Source organism: Pseudomonas sp. LRP2-20 (assembly GCF_024349685.1).
Classification (GTDB): Bacteria; Pseudomonadota; Gammaproteobacteria; order Pseudomonadales; family Pseudomonadaceae; genus Aquipseudomonas.
Genome location: NZ_AP025944.1, coordinates 2,147,350 through 2,164,760 on the forward strand (window position 1 = coordinate 2,147,350; position 17,411 = coordinate 2,164,760).

The 17,411-nt window shown below is 65.0% G+C and carries 14 protein-coding genes; 9 read left to right on the plus strand and 5 right to left on the minus strand.

The genetic code is table 11. The features are described from left to right. Window positions 1-8: 8 nt before the first annotated feature. The gene (locus tag OCX61_RS09470; protein WP_261943543.1) at window positions 9-1,319 is read left to right on the plus strand and encodes an MFS transporter; all 1,311 of its coding nucleotides are present in this window, start codon (window positions 9-11) and stop codon (window positions 1,317-1,319) included. On the opposite strand, the gene OCX61_RS09475 is transcribed toward OCX61_RS09470, so the two are convergent. After that, window positions 1,304-2,266 carry a LysR family transcriptional regulator gene (locus tag OCX61_RS09475; RefSeq protein ID WP_261943544.1) on the minus strand — a complete coding sequence of 321 codons (963 nt, stop codon included), beginning with the start codon at window positions 2,264-2,266 and terminating at the stop codon, window positions 1,304-1,306. The genes OCX61_RS09470 and OCX61_RS09475 overlap by 16 nt on opposite strands. Window positions 2,267-2,417: 151 nt before the next feature. On the opposite strand from OCX61_RS09475, the gene OCX61_RS09480 reads away from it, so the two are divergent. Then, a complete protein-coding gene (locus OCX61_RS09480) occupies window positions 2,418-3,755 on the plus strand; it encodes a DUF1329 domain-containing protein (RefSeq protein ID WP_261943545.1) in 1,338 nt (445 codons plus the stop codon). A 39-nt stretch (window positions 3,756-3,794) separates the two neighbouring features. On the opposite strand, the gene OCX61_RS09485 is transcribed toward OCX61_RS09480, so the two are convergent. Both OCX61_RS09485 and OCX61_RS09490 read right to left on the minus strand, forming a co-directional pair. Then, window positions 3,795-5,753 carry an alkyl/aryl-sulfatase gene (locus tag OCX61_RS09485; protein ID WP_261943546.1) on the minus strand — a complete coding sequence of 653 codons (1,959 nt, stop codon included), beginning with the start codon at window positions 5,751-5,753 and terminating at the stop codon, window positions 3,795-3,797. A 98-nt stretch (window positions 5,754-5,851) separates the two neighbouring features. Beyond that, entirely contained in the window at window positions 5,852-6,751 is a 900-nt protein-coding gene (locus tag OCX61_RS09490; protein WP_261943547.1) for a LysR family transcriptional regulator, read from the minus strand. Window positions 6,752-6,818: 67 nt separating this feature from the next. Here OCX61_RS09490 and OCX61_RS09495 point away from each other — a divergent pair, with 67 nt between their 5' ends. From OCX61_RS09495 to OCX61_RS09525, 7 genes are all read left to right on the plus strand, one after another. Continuing rightward, on the plus strand, window positions 6,819-8,090 hold the full coding sequence (locus tag OCX61_RS09495; protein ID WP_410011097.1) for a 3-hydroxyacyl-CoA dehydrogenase: 1,272 nt from the start codon (window positions 6,819-6,821) through the stop codon (window positions 8,088-8,090). Next, complete coding sequence (locus OCX61_RS09500) at window positions 8,087-9,874, plus strand: acyl-CoA dehydrogenase C-terminal domain-containing protein (protein WP_261943549.1); 1,788 nt, start codon at window positions 8,087-8,089, stop codon at window positions 9,872-9,874. The genes OCX61_RS09495 and OCX61_RS09500 overlap by 4 nt, the downstream gene beginning before the upstream one ends. A gap of 43 nt (window positions 9,875-9,917) precedes the next feature. Continuing rightward, the gene (locus OCX61_RS09505) at window positions 9,918-11,081 is read left to right on the plus strand and encodes an iron-containing alcohol dehydrogenase (protein WP_261943550.1); all 1,164 of its coding nucleotides are present in this window, start codon (window positions 9,918-9,920) and stop codon (window positions 11,079-11,081) included. A gap of 2 nt (window positions 11,082-11,083) precedes the next feature. Next, on the plus strand, window positions 11,084-11,518 hold the full coding sequence (locus OCX61_RS09510; protein WP_261943551.1) for an acyl-CoA thioesterase: 435 nt from the start codon (window positions 11,084-11,086) through the stop codon (window positions 11,516-11,518). 21 nt (window positions 11,519-11,539) lie between these two features. Further along, a complete protein-coding gene (locus OCX61_RS09515; RefSeq protein WP_261943552.1) occupies window positions 11,540-12,724 on the plus strand; it encodes an acetyl-CoA C-acyltransferase in 1,185 nt (394 codons plus the stop codon). A 174-nt stretch (window positions 12,725-12,898) separates the two neighbouring features. Continuing rightward, complete coding sequence (locus OCX61_RS09520; RefSeq protein ID WP_261943553.1) at window positions 12,899-14,752, plus strand: DUF1302 domain-containing protein; 1,854 nt, start codon at window positions 12,899-12,901, stop codon at window positions 14,750-14,752. Window positions 14,753-14,772: 20 nt separating this feature from the next. Continuing rightward, entirely contained in the window at window positions 14,773-16,092 is a 1,320-nt protein-coding gene (locus OCX61_RS09525; protein WP_261943554.1) for a serine hydrolase domain-containing protein, read from the plus strand. A gap of 119 nt (window positions 16,093-16,211) precedes the next feature. On the opposite strand, the gene OCX61_RS09530 is transcribed toward OCX61_RS09525, so the two are convergent. Together OCX61_RS09530 and OCX61_RS09535 are read right to left on the minus strand one after the other, a co-directional pair. Beyond that, window positions 16,212-16,766: a low temperature requirement protein A gene (locus tag OCX61_RS09530; RefSeq protein ID WP_261943555.1), complete on the minus strand. Its 555-nt coding sequence runs from the start codon at window positions 16,764-16,766 to the stop codon at window positions 16,212-16,214. 113 nt (window positions 16,767-16,879) lie between these two features. After that, on the minus strand, window positions 16,880-17,410 hold the full coding sequence (locus OCX61_RS09535) for a DsbA family protein (RefSeq protein WP_261943556.1): 531 nt from the start codon (window positions 17,408-17,410) through the stop codon (window positions 16,880-16,882). Window position 17,411: the final 1 nt, after the last annotated feature.

Genomic DNA, 17,411 nt, shown 5'->3' on the forward strand with positions numbered 1-17,411 from the left:
TACTTGCCATGACTGCGGATCCTTCCCTGCCCAACCCCCGGACTGCCTGGCTGGTGGCCGCGCTGCTGGCGCTGCTGATGCTGGTCAACTTTCTCGACAAGGTGGTGATCGGCCTGGTGGCGGTGCCGATGAGCACCGAGCTGGGCCTGACCGCCACCGAATTTGGCCTGATCGGCGGCGCTCTGCATTGGTTCTTCGCCATCTCCGCCGTGATCGGCGGCTTCCTGGCCAATCGCCGCCCCACCCGCACCTTGCTGCTGGGCATGGGCTTGTTCTGGGCACTGATCCAGCTGCCGATGCTGTTTGCCACTTCGCTGTGGGCCATCGTCGCCTGCCGCGTGCTGCTGGGCATAGGTGAGGGGCCGGCATCCCCGGTTGCCACCCATGCGTTGTACAAGTGGTTCCCCAACGACCGGCGCAACTTGCCTGTGGCCCTGCTGCATGCTGGCAGTGCGATGGGCTTGCTGGTGGCCGGGGCGATGATCCCTTGGGTCAGCCTGCATTATGGCTGGCGCAGCAATTTCATCATTCTTGCGGTTATCGGCCTGGTCTGGTGCCTGCTGTGGTGGCGGCTGGGCCAGGAGGGCACCCTCGAGCGCCTGCGCGCCAGCCAGCTCAAGGCTGATGAGCCGGCAATCCCCTATGGCAGGCTGCTGAGTGACCCCAGTGTGCTGGGCAACTACCTGTGCCACTTCGCCGCCAACTGGTCATTGGCCCTGACCCTGACCTGGGTGCCCAGTTACCTGCAGGTGGGCTTGGGTATCGACCCGCTGCAGACCGGGCGCATCTTCGTCATGTTCGTGGTGGTGACCACGCCGCTGAGCTTGCTGCTGGCCTGGTTTTCCCAACGCCTCATGCGCCGTGGCCTGCCCTCGCGGGTGGCACGTGGCGTGTTCGTTTCGGTGTGCCTGATACTGGGCGGGCTGTTGTCGGCGTCGCTGATCCTGCGCGGGTTGAGCACTGGCGTACGGGTCGCCGCGCTGACCTTCAGCGGTGGCCTGGCCTTGGTCATGTATTCGGTGGGCCCGGCAATGCTCGCCGAGTTCACTCCAGCGGCCCAGCGCGGGGGCATTCTCGCCATGGGCAACGGCATCGCTTCACTGGCCGGGTTGGCAGCGCCGGTGGTGACTGGCGTGCTGGTGCAGGGCGCCGGTAGCGAACACCCGGCGGGGTACGCCCAGGGGTTCCTGGTATGCGGTGTGGTGCTGGTGGTGGCCGGGCTGGTCGGGCTGCTCACCTTGAACCCGCAACGCACCCTGCAGCGCTTGGGTGAGCCGGTGGCAGGAGGCAAGCAGGCACGCGCTCAGACCGCCAGCTGAACACCCAGCACGGACTCCAGCGGCTCGGCCTCGCGGCCGATCAGTTCGCCGCGCCAGCGGCCACTGTTGACCAGGTCGATCAGCACGCCGCGTACCAGGTCGCGCAGGCACGCGGCGGCGAATGAAAGAGGCTTGTGCCGGGAGTGCGCCAAGGTGATGGTGCGGCTGATCCGCGGCTCGACGATGCGCCGCGCTGTGGTGGGTTCGAGCAGTTCGCTCAGCGGCGGCCAGTTGCTGATGGTCGCCGCCAGCCCGGCACGCACCAGGCTGGCGATGCCGGGCGCCGATTGTTGCTCATAGGTCGCTGCCAGCGGCACGCCAGCCTCCATGGCGGCTTGCTCGATGCGGCGGCGCAGGTGCAGGGCCCGCGGCGGCAGCACCAGCCGGGTGGCGGCGGCTTCGGCCAGGGTGATGGTGTCGGGGGCCCCCGGCGTTGCGGCACCGACCCAGTACAGCGCCTCGGTGAAGATCGGCTCGGCTTCGACATGGTCGAGTTCCTCGGCATTGGGCACCACGCCAAAGTCCACCTTGCCCAGTTCGATAGCCTGGCCGCCTTCGCGGCTGAGGCCATCCCACACCGTCAGGGTCACACCCGGGAAGCGTTGTTCGGCGCGCCTGACGATTTCCGGCAACAGCAGGTCGGCGGCGGTGGCCGGGATGGAAATGGCCACGTGGCCCTTGGGGTCGCCGCGGCTGGATTTCAGCTCGTCCTTCACCGAGTCGAGTTTCTGCACCACCTGGCGGGCCACCTCGTAAAGCTGGCGCCCTGCATCGGTCAGGGCAATGCCGTCGTGCTGGCGATCGAGCAGCTGCATTTCCAGCTCGCTTTCCAGCAGGCTGATCTGCCTGCTCAGGGCTGGCTGGGCGATGTAGGCGCGGCGCGAGGCAGAAGAGAAGCTGCCGGCTTCGACGATGGCGATCAGATAGCGGAGCTGTTTCAAGGTCATCGGAGCGGTTCCAAGGGGTATGCCGAGCTGATATGGGACGTATCCGAACACGTTATTTGTGGGGTTCGAAGCGCGGCTCCTAGTATCCCCCTGAATGGGCTGGCCAAGGCAAGCCCTGGTCGAACGACAGAACAACAAGAGAATACGCCCGATGAAGCCTTTTGCCCTGCTGCGCAGCATCCTGTTGGTCAACGCCAGCCTGCTGGCCCTGCATGTTGGCGCCGAGCCGCTGCCTGCCTACCTGACGCCAGTTGGGGCCGAGCGAGGGCCCAGCAGCGACGGGCGCATTCCAGGCTGGAACGGCGGCCTGCGGGCGGAGCAGGTGTCCCTTGCGGTCAATGGCACGCCGTTGGACCCCTATGCCGATGAGCAGCCGCTGTACGTCATCAATGCGCAAAACTACAAGCAATACCAGGCGCAGCTCACCGCAGGGCAGATGGCCTTGATCCAGCGCTACCCACAATCGTTCTACCTGCCGGTGTACCCGTCGCACCGCAGTGTCGCGGTGCCGCCCCAGGTCGGCGAGTGGGCCCGGCGCAATGCCGCCAGTGCCCGTCTGGTCAATGGCGGCAACGGCGTGCAGGGGTTCGCCGGCGTGCTGGCTTTCCCCCAGCCCGGCAATGGCTTGCAGGTGCTGTGGAACCACCTTACCCGGCCACGCAACGGCAGCTTCAGCCTGGCCTCGGACAGTATCACCCCACGCCCTGACGGGCGCTTCGCGACGATGAGCCTGCAGCAGACCTTTGCCCGGCCCGACGTGCTGGACGATGGCGAGCCAGGCACTGTGCTGTATTACCTGAGCTACCGCATGACCGCACCGTCGCGCCTGGCGGGAGATGCCGTGGTGCTGCACGAAACCCTCGACCAGGTCGCGCAGCCGCGCCTGTCGTGGCTGTACAGCAGCAGCCAGCGCCGCGTGCGGCGTGCTCCGGCGCTGGCCTATGACAGCATCACCCCGGGCTCGGCGGGCCTGCGTACCGCAGACAGCCGCGACATGTTCAATGGGGCCCCGGACCTCTACCAGTGGACCCTGGTGGGCAAGAAGGCCCTGCACGTGCCCTACAACAGCTACCGGCTGGCTTCGCCCCTGCTCGGTTATGCCGAGCTGATCGGGCCGGGCCATGTCAACCCGCAACCGACCCGCTACGAGCTGCACCGGGTATGGGAAGTGGTAGGGACCCTCAAGCCCGGCGCCGAGCACATCTATGCCAGCCGCCGCTATTACCTGGACGAGGACAGCTGGGCCATCGTCGAGGCGGATTTCTTCGACCGTCAGGGGCAGTTGTGGCGCACTGCCCAGGCCCACAGCTACTACCACGTCACCGGTCAGGCGCTGGTCAACGCCATGGAGGCGATCTACGACCTGCGCAGTGGCCGCTACCAGCTGTCGGGCCTGACCAACGAGCAGCCACGGCCGTACGCTTTCGACGTGCGCACCAGCGCTTCGTACTTCTCACCCGGCGCATTGCGCAGCCAGGGGCTGCGCTGACAGCGGTCGCCTTGCTACTGGAGCAGCGGTGTCGGTGGCTCAGGGCGTGACGATATTGAAGCGGCCGTCCGGCTCGTCCAGCCCGGCCATGAAGCGCATGAATTTCAGGCGTTCGCCGCTGATGTCGATATCACCCACGGTCGCTTCCTTGAGAAAGCCGGTCTGCTTCAGGGCGATGCGGTCGAGGGTGGCCTTGCTCATCTTCACCTCGACATCGGCCTGCGCATGGCGGGCCTGGTCGCGGTGGGTGAGCACACCGTTGCGCAGGGTCAGGGCGTAATCCTCGTTCAGGTCGGTGAACCGCCAGTTGATGGTCAGGTCCTGCGCGGCGGCCTTGGCCGCGTCCACGCGCACGCCGAGGTAGTCGAAGAACAGCGATGGGGTCAGGGCTCGCACCAGGTCATCGGCGCTGCCGCCCTTGCTGGCCGACGGCGCTACCCCCGTGCGCAGTTCCTGGGCGCCGGTCAGGTAGGCGTTGCGCCAGGTGGCGTTCTCGCTCTGGTAACCCAGTTGTTCCAGGGCGTCGGCCTGAAGCTCGCGTGCCGCGCCGTTGTCGGGCTGGGCGAAAACCAGGTGCCGGGTGAGCTCGGCGACCCAGCGATAGTCGCCGCTGTCATAGGCCTCACGCGCCAGCGTCAGCACCCGCTCGGCACCGCCCAGGGCCTTGACGTAATGTGCCCCGGCGTCGCTCGGCGGCAGTGGGTTGAGGGTTGCCGGGTTGCCGTCGTAGAAGCCCATGTAGCGCTGGTATACCGCCCGCACGTTATGGCTGAGCGAGCCGTAGTAGTCACGACTGTACCACTTGCTGGCCAGCCGTGGCGGCAACGTGGTCAGCTCTGCGGCAATCTCGGTGGGGCCCAGCCCGCGGTTGATCAGGCGCAGTGTCTGGCTGTCGATGAACGCGTACATGTCGCGCTGATCGGCCAGGTATTCGCGGATCGCCGCGCCGCCCCAGGTCGGCCAGTGGTGCTGGGCGAAGACCACCTCGGCCTGCTCGCCATAGCGCAACAGCGACTGGTCCAGGTAGTGCGCCCACACCTTGGCATCGCGCACCTGGGCACCGCGCAGGGTCAGCACGTTGTGCTGCACGTGGGAGGCGTTTTCGGCCATGCACAAGGCCTTGAACCCGGGGAACCACAGGTTCATCTCGGCGGGCGCCTCGGTGCCAGGGGTGAGCTGGAACTCGATATCGACGCCGTCGATGCGCAGGGTCTCGAAGGGTTTCTCGATCAACCGCGTAGGCGCGATCAGGCTGACCGTGGCGTTGGCCGGCACGCCTTTGCCCAGGCCGGCATCCACCTGGCCGCGCGGCCCGCGTGGCAGAGGCGCGCCATACATGTATTGAGCCCGGCGCTTCATCGCCGGCCCAGCCAGCACGTTCTCGCTGATGGCGTGCTCGAAGAAGCCTTGCGGGGCGATGACCTGCACTTTGCCGGCCTTGACGTCGGCCTCGTCGATCACCCCGCGCACGCCGCCAAAATGATCGACATGCGGGTGGGTATAGATCACCGCCACCACCGGCCGCTGCGGGCGATGGCGGAAGTACATGGCCAGGCCGGCCCTGGCGGTTTCCACCGACAGCAACGGGTCCATCACGATCAGGCCATGCTCGCCTTCGATCAGGGTCATGTTGGCCAGGTCCATGCCGCGCACCTGATAGATACCGTCGGTGACCTTGAACAAACCGGCGATGGTGTTGAGCTGGGCGATACGCCAAAGGCTCGGGTTGACCGTGGCTGGCGCCTCGCCGTTGAGGAAGGCATAGCGCTGCAGGTCCCAGACGGTTTTGCCGTCGGCATTGAGCACGGGCTTGTCGGCGGCTTCCAGCAGGCCGCGGCGAGCGTTGTCGAAGTCGCTGCGGTCGGCGAAGGGCAGGCGCTGCAGCCATTGCTGGTTGCTCTGGCGGGTCAGGTCGGTGGCGTCCTTGGCAGGCTCGTCGGCCAGCACCGCGAAGGGCAGGGCCAAGGCCAGCAGGCAGGGCAGTGATCGTAGGCGCATGGGGTGGTCCTTGTTGTGGAGGCGATCACTCTAAGGACAGACGTCAATGGCGAACCAATACCACTCTTGCATGGCCAGCCATGCCCAAATGCGATGGATCAGCCAGCGCCGATGTCCATGATGCGGGCGACCAACCATGCCAGCGCCGGGTCATGCTGGCGATGGGCAAGGTACACCAGTTCCAGCTGGAACGGCTCCAGCGCGAACGGCAGGTCGAACACCTGCAGCGGCAGCAACCGGGCGAAATGGCCGGCCAGTGCGGTGGGCAGCACCACGCACAGATCGGAGCTTGCGGCCAGGTGCGCGGCCTGCAGGTAGTTGGGCGTGGTATAGACGATGCGCCGGGCCAGGCCCTGTTCAGCCAGCCATTGGTCGACCATGCCCCGGGTCTGGCCACCGTGCACCCACAGGTGGCGCAGGCCAAGAAAGGCCTGCAGGTCGAGCGTACCGTTCACCTCGGGGTGCGCCTGGCGCACCGCCACTTGCAGGGTTTCGCTGCGCCAGTGGCGCCGCTCGTAGCGCGCCGGCACATCGTCGAAGCGCCCCAGCACCAGGTCGAGCTCGCCGCGGTCCAGGGCTTCGGCCGGCAGGTTGGGCGCCAGGTGCAGCACGTCTACGCGCAAATGGGGGGCCTGGGTTTGCAAGGTGGTCAGCAACCTGGGCATGCACAGCTGTTCGGCAAAGTCGGTGAGGGCGATACGCAGTTGCCGGTGGCTGAGCTGCGGGTCGAAACGGTCGCCGCCACCGAGGGTTTGCTCGATCTGTTGCAGCGCCGCGCGGATCGGGCCTTCCAGGGCCAAGGCGCGTGGGGTGGGGCGCATGCGCCGGCCCACGCGCACCAGCAGTGGGTCGCCCAGCAGGTCGCGCAGGCGCGCCAAGGCATTGCTCACGGTCGGCTGGGTCAGGGCCAGGCGCTCGGCGGCGCGGGACACGTTCTGTTCACGCAACAGCATGTCCAGCACGCGCAGCAGGTTGAGATCAAAGTTGGCTATATTCATGCGCGAAATACATGGGATGGAAAATGAGAATTTCAAAAATAGTAGGCGCCTGACTAGGGTGGGGGCAATGCCTTCACAACAGCACTCAGGAGCGTCACCCGTGATTACTTCCTACAACGTTCGGCAGGCGGCGGTGATCGGCGCCGGCACCATGGGCCGCGGCATCGTCATCAGCCTGGCCCGTGCAGGCGTACCGGTGGCGTGGCTGGACAACGACCCGCGTGCCACCGAAGCCGGCCTGGCGGTAATCGCGCAGACCTGGGCGCAGCAGGTGGCCAAGGGCCGCATCGACCAGGCCGAGGCCGATGCCTGCCTGGCGCGCGTGCGCCAGGTCACTGCCTATGCCGAACTCGCCGAAGCGGACCTGGTGATCGAAGCGGTGTACGAGAATCTTGCACTCAAGCAGGAGATCTTTCGCACCCTGGACGGCACACTCAAGGCCGATGCCATCCTTGCCAGCAACACCTCGGCACTGGACATCGACGCCATCGCCGCCGTGACCGGTCGGCCTGAACAGGTGTTTGGCCTGCACTTCTTCAGCCCCGCCCATGTGATGAAGTTGCTGGAAGTGGTGCGCGGCAGCCGCACGACGCCTGCCGTGCTGGAGGCGGCCCAGGCCCTGGGGCAACGCATGGGCAAGGAAGTGGTGGTGGCCGGCAACTGCCCAGGCTTCATCGGCAACCGCATGCTCGCCAGCTATGTGGCCGAGGCGCGCAAGCTGCTGCTCGAAGGCGCCACGCCGCAGCAGGTGGATGAGGCGTTGCAAAGGTTCGGCATGGCCATGGGCCCGTTTCGCATGTACGACGTGATCGGCATCGACCTGGAGTGGCGGGCGCGCCAGCTGGCTGGCAAAGGCATGGATGCGCCGTTGGCCCAGGTCGACAATAGCCTGTGTGCGCTGGGGCGCTTCGGGCAGAAGGCCGGCCAGGGTTACTACCGTTATGCCCCTGGCAGCCGTGATGCGGTGCACGACCCCGAAGTCGATGCACTGGTGCTCAAGGTCGCCCACGACCTGGGCGTGCGTCGGCGCCAGATCGACGACGAGGAAATCCGTGAGCGCTGCCTGCTGGCGCTGGTCAACGAAGGGGCAAAGATACTTGAAGAATCGGTGGCCAGCTGCAGCGCTGACATCGACCGGGTTTACCTGAATGGCTACGGTTTCCCGGCCCACGTCGGCGGGCCGATGCGCTGGGCCGACCAGCAGGGGCTGGGCCTGCTGCTGGCGCGTCTGGAGCGCTTGCAGGGCCTGTTCGGTGAGCACTGGCGGCCGGCCGCGCTGCTGATGCGCCTGGCCGCCGCAGGCCAACGGTTGAGTGATGTTTGCGAGGGCCGCGCATGAACTACCAAGCCCCCCTGCGTGACATGCAGTTCGTCCTGCACGAACTGTTCGATGTGACGGCGCATTGTGCGCGCCTGGGCAATGAACTGGACCGCGAAACCATCGACGGTATTCTGCAAGAGGGTGCACGCTTTGCTGGCGAGGTGGTTGCGCCGCTGAACCGCCAGGGCGATGAGCAAGGCTGCCGCCTGGAGCAGGGCAGCGTGCGCACACCCGACGGTTTCCGCCAGGCCTACCAGCACTATGTTGAGCAGGGCTGGGGCGGCATGACCGGCCCGGTGGAATACGCTGGCCAGGGCCTGCCGCAACTGCTGTCGGCCTGCTTTCACGAAATGCTGATGGCTGCCTCGCTGTCGTTTCGGATCTATTCAGGCCTGACCGAGGGCGCGGTGCTGGCTTTGCACCGGCATGCCAGCGCGCCGCTCAAGCGCGACTACCTGGGCAAGCTGGTGAGTGGCGAATGGGCCGGCACCATGTGCCTGACCGAGCCACAGGCGGGCACCGACCTTGCGCTGCTGCGTACCCGTGCCGAGCCGCAAGGCGATGGCAGCTACCGCATCAGCGGCAGCAAGATCTTCATCAGCGGCGGTGACCAGGACCTGACCGACAATATCGTCCACCTGGTGCTGGCACGCCTGCCCGATGCACCGGCCGGCGTGCGTGGCATCAGCCTGTTCCTGGTGCCCAAGTTCGAGTGCGTCGATGGCGGTGGGTTGGGGGCGCGCAACGCCGTCGAATGTGGTGCGCTCGAGCACAAGATGGGCATCAAGGGCGCGGCGACCTGCGTGATGAACTTCGATGGCGCTCGTGGCTGGCTGGTAGGGGAAGCCAACCAGGGGTTGGCCTGCATGTTCACCATGATGAACGATGCACGTTTCCAGGTTGGGTTGCAGGGCCTGGGCATCGCCGAGGCGGCCTTTCAGGGCGGCCTGGCCTATGCCCGTGAACGCCTGCAGTCACGCAGCCTGGCAGGGCCCGTGGCGCCCGAACGCAGTGCCGACCCGATCATCTGCCACCCGGACGTGCGGCGCATGCTGTTGACCCAAAAGACCCTCAGTGAAGGCTGCCGCATGCTGGCCGCCTTCGCGGCGCAGGCCCTCGACCTCGAACACGGCGCCGCGCAGCCTGAAGTGCAGGCAGCCGCCGGGCGCCGGGCGGCGTTGCTGATCCCCATCGTCAAGGCGTTCCTCACCGATGTCGGCCAGGAGGTCGCCAGCCTGGGCGTACAGCTGTATGGCGGGCATGGCTACATCCGTGAATGGGGCATGGAGCAACTGATGCGCGACAGCCGTATCACCCAGCTGTACGAGGGCACCAATGGCATTCAGGCCCTGGACCTGGTTCGCCGCAAGCTGCTCGGCGACGGCGGCGAGCAGCTGCGCCTGCTCATCGATGAACTGCTCGAAGCATCGCGCAGTTGCCGCGCCGACGCGCTGGCAGGCATGGCCCACGCCGTCACCCAGCGGCTGCTGGAGTGGCGCAACCTCAGCGCTGAGATCCTTGACGCCTGCCGCTGCGACCCCCAGGAGATCGGCGCGGTGTCGGTGGATTTTCTCGCCTACTCAGGCTACGTGCTGCTGGCCGCGCTGTGGCTGCGGGCTGCCGAGCGTGCCAGCGCGGCGCTGGCGGCAGGCGCTGCAGACAGCGCTTTCTACCAGGCCAAGTTGCACGCTGCCAGCTTCTACTGGCGGCGGGTATTGCCGCGCGCGAGTGCCCACTGTGAGGCGTTGCGTGGCGGCGCGCAGTGCCTGATGAGCCTGGATGAAGCGCACTTCGCCTTCTGACCCGGCCCGGCTGTTCACCCACAAGAACAAGAGGAACACCAACATGCAGCCATTCAGTTTTGCCACCACCCCCCACTTGCTCTGCGAAGCCGGCGCCGCCGGGCGCTTGGCGCAGTTGTGCCGGCAGCGCGGGGTGCGCCGCGTGCTGATCGTCACAGACCCAGGCATCGTCAACCTGGGCATGCTCGATGACCTGCTGCCGGGGTTCACCCAGGCGCACCTGAGCGTGGCGATCTTCAGTGAAGTCAATGCCGACCCCAGCCATGCCTGCGTACTGGCGGCGGTCGGCCGAGCGCGGCATATCGGCGCCGAGCTGATTGTCGGTTTTGGTGGCGGTAGCTCCATGGATGTCGCCAAGCTGGTGGCGTTGCTGGCGCACCCCGAGTGCGAGCAGCCGCTGGAGGCTGTTTACGGCATCGACCAGGCCAAGGGCGCGCGCCTGCCACTGATCCAGGTGCCAACCACCGCCGGGACCGGCTCGGAGGTAACGCCCGTCGCGGTGATCACCACCGGCGAGGCGGCCAAGATGGCGGTCATTTCACCGTTGCTGTTGCCCGACCTGGCGCTGCTCGATGCCGAGCGCACCTTGGGTTTGCCCCCGGCGATCACCGCAGCCACGGGTATCGATGCCATGGTCCATGCCATCGAGGCCACCACCAGCCAGTTCAAGCGCAACCCGCTGTCCAGCCTGTTGGCCCGTGAAGCGCTGGCGCTGCTGGCCGGCAACCTGGATCAGGCGGTGCACAACGGTGGCAACCTGGCGGCGCGCCAGGCCATGCTGCTGGGCGCCTGCCTGGCCGGTCAGGCATTTGCCAACGCGCCGGTGGCGGCGGTGCATGCACTGGCCTACCCGTTGGGTGCGCGCTATCACGTGCCCCACGGGCTGGCCAACGCCCTGGTATTGCCCCATGTGATGCGCTTCAACCGTGGCGAGGCGTTTGCGGACTACGCGGCGCTGGCGCCGGCATTGCTGGGCGAGCGGTTGGTGCCTGGCGACCCCCATGAGCTGTGCAGCCAATTTATCGCTGAGCTGGAGCAGCTGGCGCCACGCTGCGGCCTGCCCAGCCGGCTGCGTGATGTGGGCGTGCCACGGCACAGCCTGCCCCTGCTGGCCGAGGATGCCCTGCAACAGCAACGGTTGCTGGTCAACAACCCGCGCAAGGTCACCCTCGCCGATGCCCTGGCCCTCTACCAGGCGGCGTTCTGAACATGGCCAGGGAGCGCCCGCTGCGCGGCGCCTACCGCCATTTCCAGCCGATCACCACGCGCTGGCACGACAACGACCTGTATGGGCATGTGAACAATGTCGTCTATTACGGTTTTTTCGACAGCGCCGTGAATACCTGGCTCATTGAGCATGCCGGCCTGGATATCCATCGCGACCCGGTGGTGGCCTACGTGGCCGGGTCTGCCTGCGACTATTTCGCCTCTGTTGCCTTCCCGCAACGCATTGAGGTGGGCATAGCCGTCGAGCGGCTGGGCAACAGTTCCGTGCACTACGCCCTGGCCGTGTTCGTCGAGGGCGAACCTGAAGCCTGCGCGGCTGGCCGTTTCATTCATGTTTTCGTCGACCGTCGCGATAACCGCCCGGTCGCCATTCCCGCCAGGCTGCGCAGCGCCTACCAGCGCCTGCTGTCGCTTTGACTGCTCAAGGAGAGCCGTTTCATGCAAGACGCCGTCATCGTCTCCACCGCGCGCACGCCCATCGCCAAGGCTTGGCGCGGCGCTTTCAACGACCTCACCACACCGAGCATGAGCGCCATCGCCATTCGCGCTGCAGTCGAGCGCGCGGGTGTGGAACCGGGTGAAATCGAGGACCTGGTGCTGGGCACCGCCATGCAAAGCGGTACTGCTGCGATCAACCCGGCGCGCCTCTCGGCCCTGGCGGCCGGGCTGCCGCTGTCGGTGCCTGGGCAAACCATCGACCGGCAGTGCGCTTCGGGGCTGATGGCCATCGCGATCGGCGCCCAGCAAATTCGCGGCGAGGGTATGCACGTGGTGGTCGGCGCCGGGCAGGAGCAGATCAGCCTGGTGCAGCAGGCCCACATGCAGGCCGCCACCGCCGCTCAGGACGCCACGGTGCGGCGCATGTGCGAGCACGCCTACATGCCCATGCTGCAAACGGCCGAGCTTGTCGCCGATCGTTACGGCATCGGTCGCCAGGCGCAGGACCGTTACGCCTTGCTGTCGCAGCAGCGCACGGCAGCCGCCCAGGCTGCCGGGCTGTTCGCCGATGAAATCGTGCCGGTAACGGCGCAGCGCAAGGTCGTCGACAAGGTCACCGGTATTCAGACCTACGAACGTGTGTACCTGGCCCAGGATGAAGGAAACCGCCCGCAGACCCAGCTGGCGGACCTTGAGGCATTGCAGCCGGTGCTCAACGGCGGCTGCGTGACCGCAGGAAACGCCAGCCAATTGTCTGACGGTGCCAGCGCCTGTGTGCTGATGAGCGGTGCCCGGGCGGCCCGCTCGGGTTGCCAACCGCTGGGGTTGTACCGAGGCATGGCGGTGGTCGGCCTGGCCCCGGAGGAAATGGGCATTGGCCCGGTACTGGCAATACCTCGCCTGTTGGCGCGCCACGGGTTGCGGGTCGAGGACATCGGTTTGTGGGAGATCAACGAAGCGTTCGCCTGCCAGGTGCTTTACTGCGTTGAGCGCCTGGATATCGACCCGGCACGGCTCAACGTCAACGGTGGGGCCATCGCCATTGGCCACCCCTACGGCATGAGCGGTGCGCGCATGGTCGGGCATGCCTTGCTCGAAGGCCGTCGGCGCAAGGTGCGCCATGTGGTGGTGAGCATGTGCGTCGGCGGAGGCATGGGGGCTGCGGCCTTGTTCGAGGTGCTCTGATTGATCGCCAACGAGCCATAACGAAGTGGCATGGCATTGATCCGAAGACGCTATTTGTGAGGGCCGTTCAACCTGCCTGATACTCGTCATCACCGACACCGCCGGCCTGGGCGGCCGGCGCGTCCGCGCTGAATACATCATTTCCCTCTCTAATAAAACAACAAGAGGTTAAGCGTGAGCGCAATCCTTTCTTTCTGCCGACGCCGTGCGCCGGTGGCGGCACTGTGCTGCCTGCTTGCCACCCCCGTTGCCGGCGTGCAATTCGATGTTGGCCCGGTACAGGGCCGTTTCGACTCAGCCCTGTCGTTCGGTACCGCCGTCAGCACGGCCAATCCGGACAACCACCAGTTACAGGCCGCCAACGGCAATGACGGGCGGCGCAACTACCGGGCAGGCGATGTGTTCTCGGCAATCTTCAAAGGCACCCACGACCTGGAGCTGCGCCGCGACAACCTCGGTGTGTTCCTGCGCGGTACCTACTGGTACGACACCCTGCAGCGTGACCACAGCCAGCGGGCGGTGGACATCGACGACCACAACCGCCAGGAATCGGCGAAAACCGCTGGCGCAGAGTTGCTCGATGCCTTTGCCTATGCCCTCTACGACATCGACGGTGAGCCCGGCTCGTTGCGCCTGGGCAAACAGGTGGTCAACTGGGGAGAAAGTCTGTTCATCCAGGGCGGGCTGAATGTGATCAACCCCTTCAACCAGGCCGCCCTGCGCCGGCCCGGTTCAGAGGTGAAAGATGCCCTGGCGCCGGTCAACCTGGTGTATGTCACGCAGAACCTGAACCCGGCGCTGTCGTTCGACGCCTTCTATCAGTTGGACTGGGAGCAGACCCGGCTGGACAACTGTGCCACGTTCTTTTCCGGCAACGACTTCATGCCCGAAGGTTGCACGGGCCTGGATGTCGGCGGGCAAATGGTGACCAACCCGGCCGTTTCGCAAGCCTTGGCTCCCTTCGGTGTGACGCTCACGGAGGAGGGCGTGCGCGTGCCCCGGGGCGCCGACCAGGATGCGCGCAACGGTGGCCAATGGGGCTTGTCGCTGCATTGGTATGTCGAACCGCTGGATACCGAGTTCGGCCTGTTCGCCGCCAATTACCACAGCCGCTCCCCCTACCTGGGCACGGTCAGCAGCCCCTACTATGCCAACAATGGTTTTGCCCGGGGACTGTGCGGCAATGTCGGCGTGGCGCTGGCCAACTGCGGCGCCTTTCTGGCCTCCAGCAACGGGCAGACCCTGGCCGGCGCGTTACGCATGGGGACTTCGCAGTATCGAGCCCAATACCCTGAAGACATCCGTCTGTATGGGCTTACCTTTGCCACCACCCTGCGCAACGGTGCCGCAGTGCAAGGCGAGCTGAGTTACCGGCCGAACATGCCGGTGCAACTCAACGGCAACGACATCTTGCAGTCGTTGCTCAATGCCCCCGGTCGCAGCCCGCTGAACGCCGATGGCTTGCGCCCTGCGACCGACAACACGCTGTTCGACGGTTACCGGCGTAAGGAGGTAACCCAAGCCCAGGTATCGGCCGTACAGGCGTTCAGCCAGGTCATGGGCGCCAACCAGTTGCTGCTGATGGGCGAGGTGGGGGCCACCTATGTCGGTGGCCTGGAGGGGCGTTTTGGGCCGCGTTATGGCCGCTCCGGGGCCTATGGCAATGGCGAGCTGGCCGACAACAGCCTGTGCCTGGCGATCTCGAAAAGCCCGGGCGACTGCAACAGCGAAGGTTTTGTCACGCCCTTTTCCTGGGGGTACCGGCTGCGTGCGACCTGGAGCTACCCGTACCTGATCCAGGGCCTGGACATCCGCCCCAACCTGGCCTGGGCCCATGACGTGAAGGGTTACTCACCCGCTGATGGCTCGGCCTTCAACGAAGGCTCGCGCTCGATCAGCCTGGGCGTGGACGTCAGCCTGGCCAGCCAGTACTGGGCCAGCCTGGCCTATACCGATTACCTCGACGGTGATTACGGCACCCGCGGTGACCGCGATTATGTGGCGTTCAGCGTGGGCGCCAACTTCTAGTGCAACCAAGGAGCAAGACCATGTCCAAGCGCAACATGCAGCCTTCATCCGCAAACCTGCCTGGCATCGCCCTGGTGCTGGCCGGTGCCTTGGCCCCTGGGCTGGCGGCCGCTGCTTCGAGCGGGCAGGGCGTGATGCAGGGGTTCCCACCGGCACCGGAGTTGCGTGTCAACCAGGCCAATGCCTTTCAGCCACCGTACCTGCGCTGGTCGATGCGCCACGCCCGCGAGGTGTCGCCGACCCGTGGCATTGGCCGTGCAGCCAAGCCGCTGGCCTTGCCCGAAGGCAGCGCTGCGGCGCTCGATCAGCTGGCCTTCAGTGCCGGCGACCAGCCGTTGACCGTGGGCGGTTACCTGCAGCAATCCAGCACCGACGGGCTGATCGTGCTGCACCGCGGCAAGGTGGTGTACGAGCGTTATCTGGAAGGTTTCCAACCTGGCCAGCCGCATATCTGGGCATCGATGACCAAGTCGGTCACCGGCTTGATCGCCGCCCAGCTGATCGCAGAAGGTGTGCTGGACCCGCAGCGCACGCTGGCGCATTACGTGCCGGAACTGAGCGGCACGCCGTTTGGCGAGTCCACCGTACAGGCCAATCTGGACATGCGGGTGGCGGTGGAGTATCCCGCACAGATGCCGCCGGACCTTGGCCTGTTTGCCGCCACCGGCCTGATACCGCGGGGCGAGGGCATGCCAGGGGATATCTACAGCTTCCTCCAGCAGGTGCAGCAGGCGCCGAACCCTGACGGCAATGCGCCTTTCTTCTACCAGAACGGTTCGCCGGAGGCCCTGGCCTGGGCATTGCGGCGCATCACCGGGCTCAACTGGGCCCAACTGGTCGAGCAGCGGTTGTGGTCACGCTTCGCCGAGGACGTTGCCTATGTCCAGGTCGACCCGCTCGGGACCGAGATGGCCAGTGGTGGCATCAGCTGCAACCTGCGCGACACCGCCCGCTTCGCCGAGCTGGTGCGCCGCGAACTGGCCCGCGATGCCAAAGGCGACAGCTTCAACCAGGCGGTGCACAGCACCTTCCAGCCTGCGGACCCGGCGGTGTTCGCCCGTGGCAACCTTGGGCCTGGCCGGCCAGGTTACGGCTACCGCAACTACTGGTACCAGAAGAATGACGGCGATGGCTCGGTCGAGGCCAGCGGGCGCTTCGGTCAGAAGATCTACATCAACCCTCGCCGCGAAGTGGTGATCGTGAAGCTGTCAGCCACCGCCGATCAGGCCAGGCGCGCCACGCGTGCCGACGGCGAGGTAAAAACCACCGCCCGCGTCGTGGACTCGCCGGCCACGTTCAACAGCATGGTTGCTGCATTGCTGGCGGCGCTGCCTGGTTGAGCTGTGAGGGGGCATGGGGTGCGTGAAGCGGACGTTGATGAATGGTGGGACGAGGCGAGAAGAGGGGCAACGTCCTGTTGCAGGGCGCCCCCACGATCAACGGGCCTGATGATGAAGACTCAACGGTATCTGAAATTTAGGAAAACATAACAAATCATGGTTGCGGTCAGGCCGCACAATATGTAATCGACTCGCGGCAGGAGTATAACCAGCCCGCCTAAAGCCAGTACGATCAAGGTATTCTGTACTATGTATTTTCTGATTTTCGGTACAGCTATGAAATAGCCGTATTGCTTGCCCAGGAAAAACAAGGTCATGCCGATGAATGACATGATCTGGAAATCGAGTATGGCAATGTCATTCAGGATGGCATGCCGGATCAAGTTTGCCAGGAGGGCCAGCCCCATGAATAGAAAAAGGTGCGAGTAGATCAAGGCGTGCCCACTCATATTGCTATCATTTCTATTGGAGTAAATCGTGTGGCTGGACCAGACCCACCATAACGGAACAAAAAGCAGGAAAAATGTCCATAATTGCTCCTGTTCAAAGTGACCCTGCTGAACGTGCCCGAGCGTATGCGTAACCTTGCCAATCGCAACAACAAAAATCAGATCAAAAAACAACTCCAGCCATGTGGCGTGTCGATTTTTTTCATGATACTTCAAGGGTTTCATGCGCTGCTGGCTCCGTGTGCACCTCTGTCATGTAGAAGGGAACTGACGGTGCCTGGGCCTCAAGCCGGGCAGGGGTAATGCCAGACTGATGTCACTGTCTGGGCTTGGCGATTTCACCCACGTGCTATCGAAAGCTCAATGATATGACTTATCGCAGTGAACTCGGGAACACCGTCATAGCGAAGTCCGTCAATGTAAAACGCCGGGGTGCCATTCACGCCGCTGCGTACACCGCCATTGAAATCGGATCTTATTTTGGGTGCGTAGGTACCGTCTTGCATGGCCAGGTAGAGTTCTTCTACGGAAAGGCTGTGTTTCAGAGCGATGGCCCGAAACAGCGGCATGCCCAATCGGTCCTGATTTTCATACAGTTCATCGTGAGCTTCCCAGAAGAATCCTCGACTTCCGGCATACTCAGCGGTGATGGCTGCACCCATCGCCTGCGGGTGAGCGGTGGTCAGTGGAAAGTTACGGAACACGAACAGCAAGTCATCGCGAAAATGCTGTTGCAGATTCTTCACCATCCAATGCGCTTCACCGCAATAGGGACATTGATAGTCGCCAAATTCTACCAAAATGACCTTGGCTTGCGCACTTCCCTGGCAATGGTCGTTGGCACTTACCGGAACTTTGAGAGTGGCCATG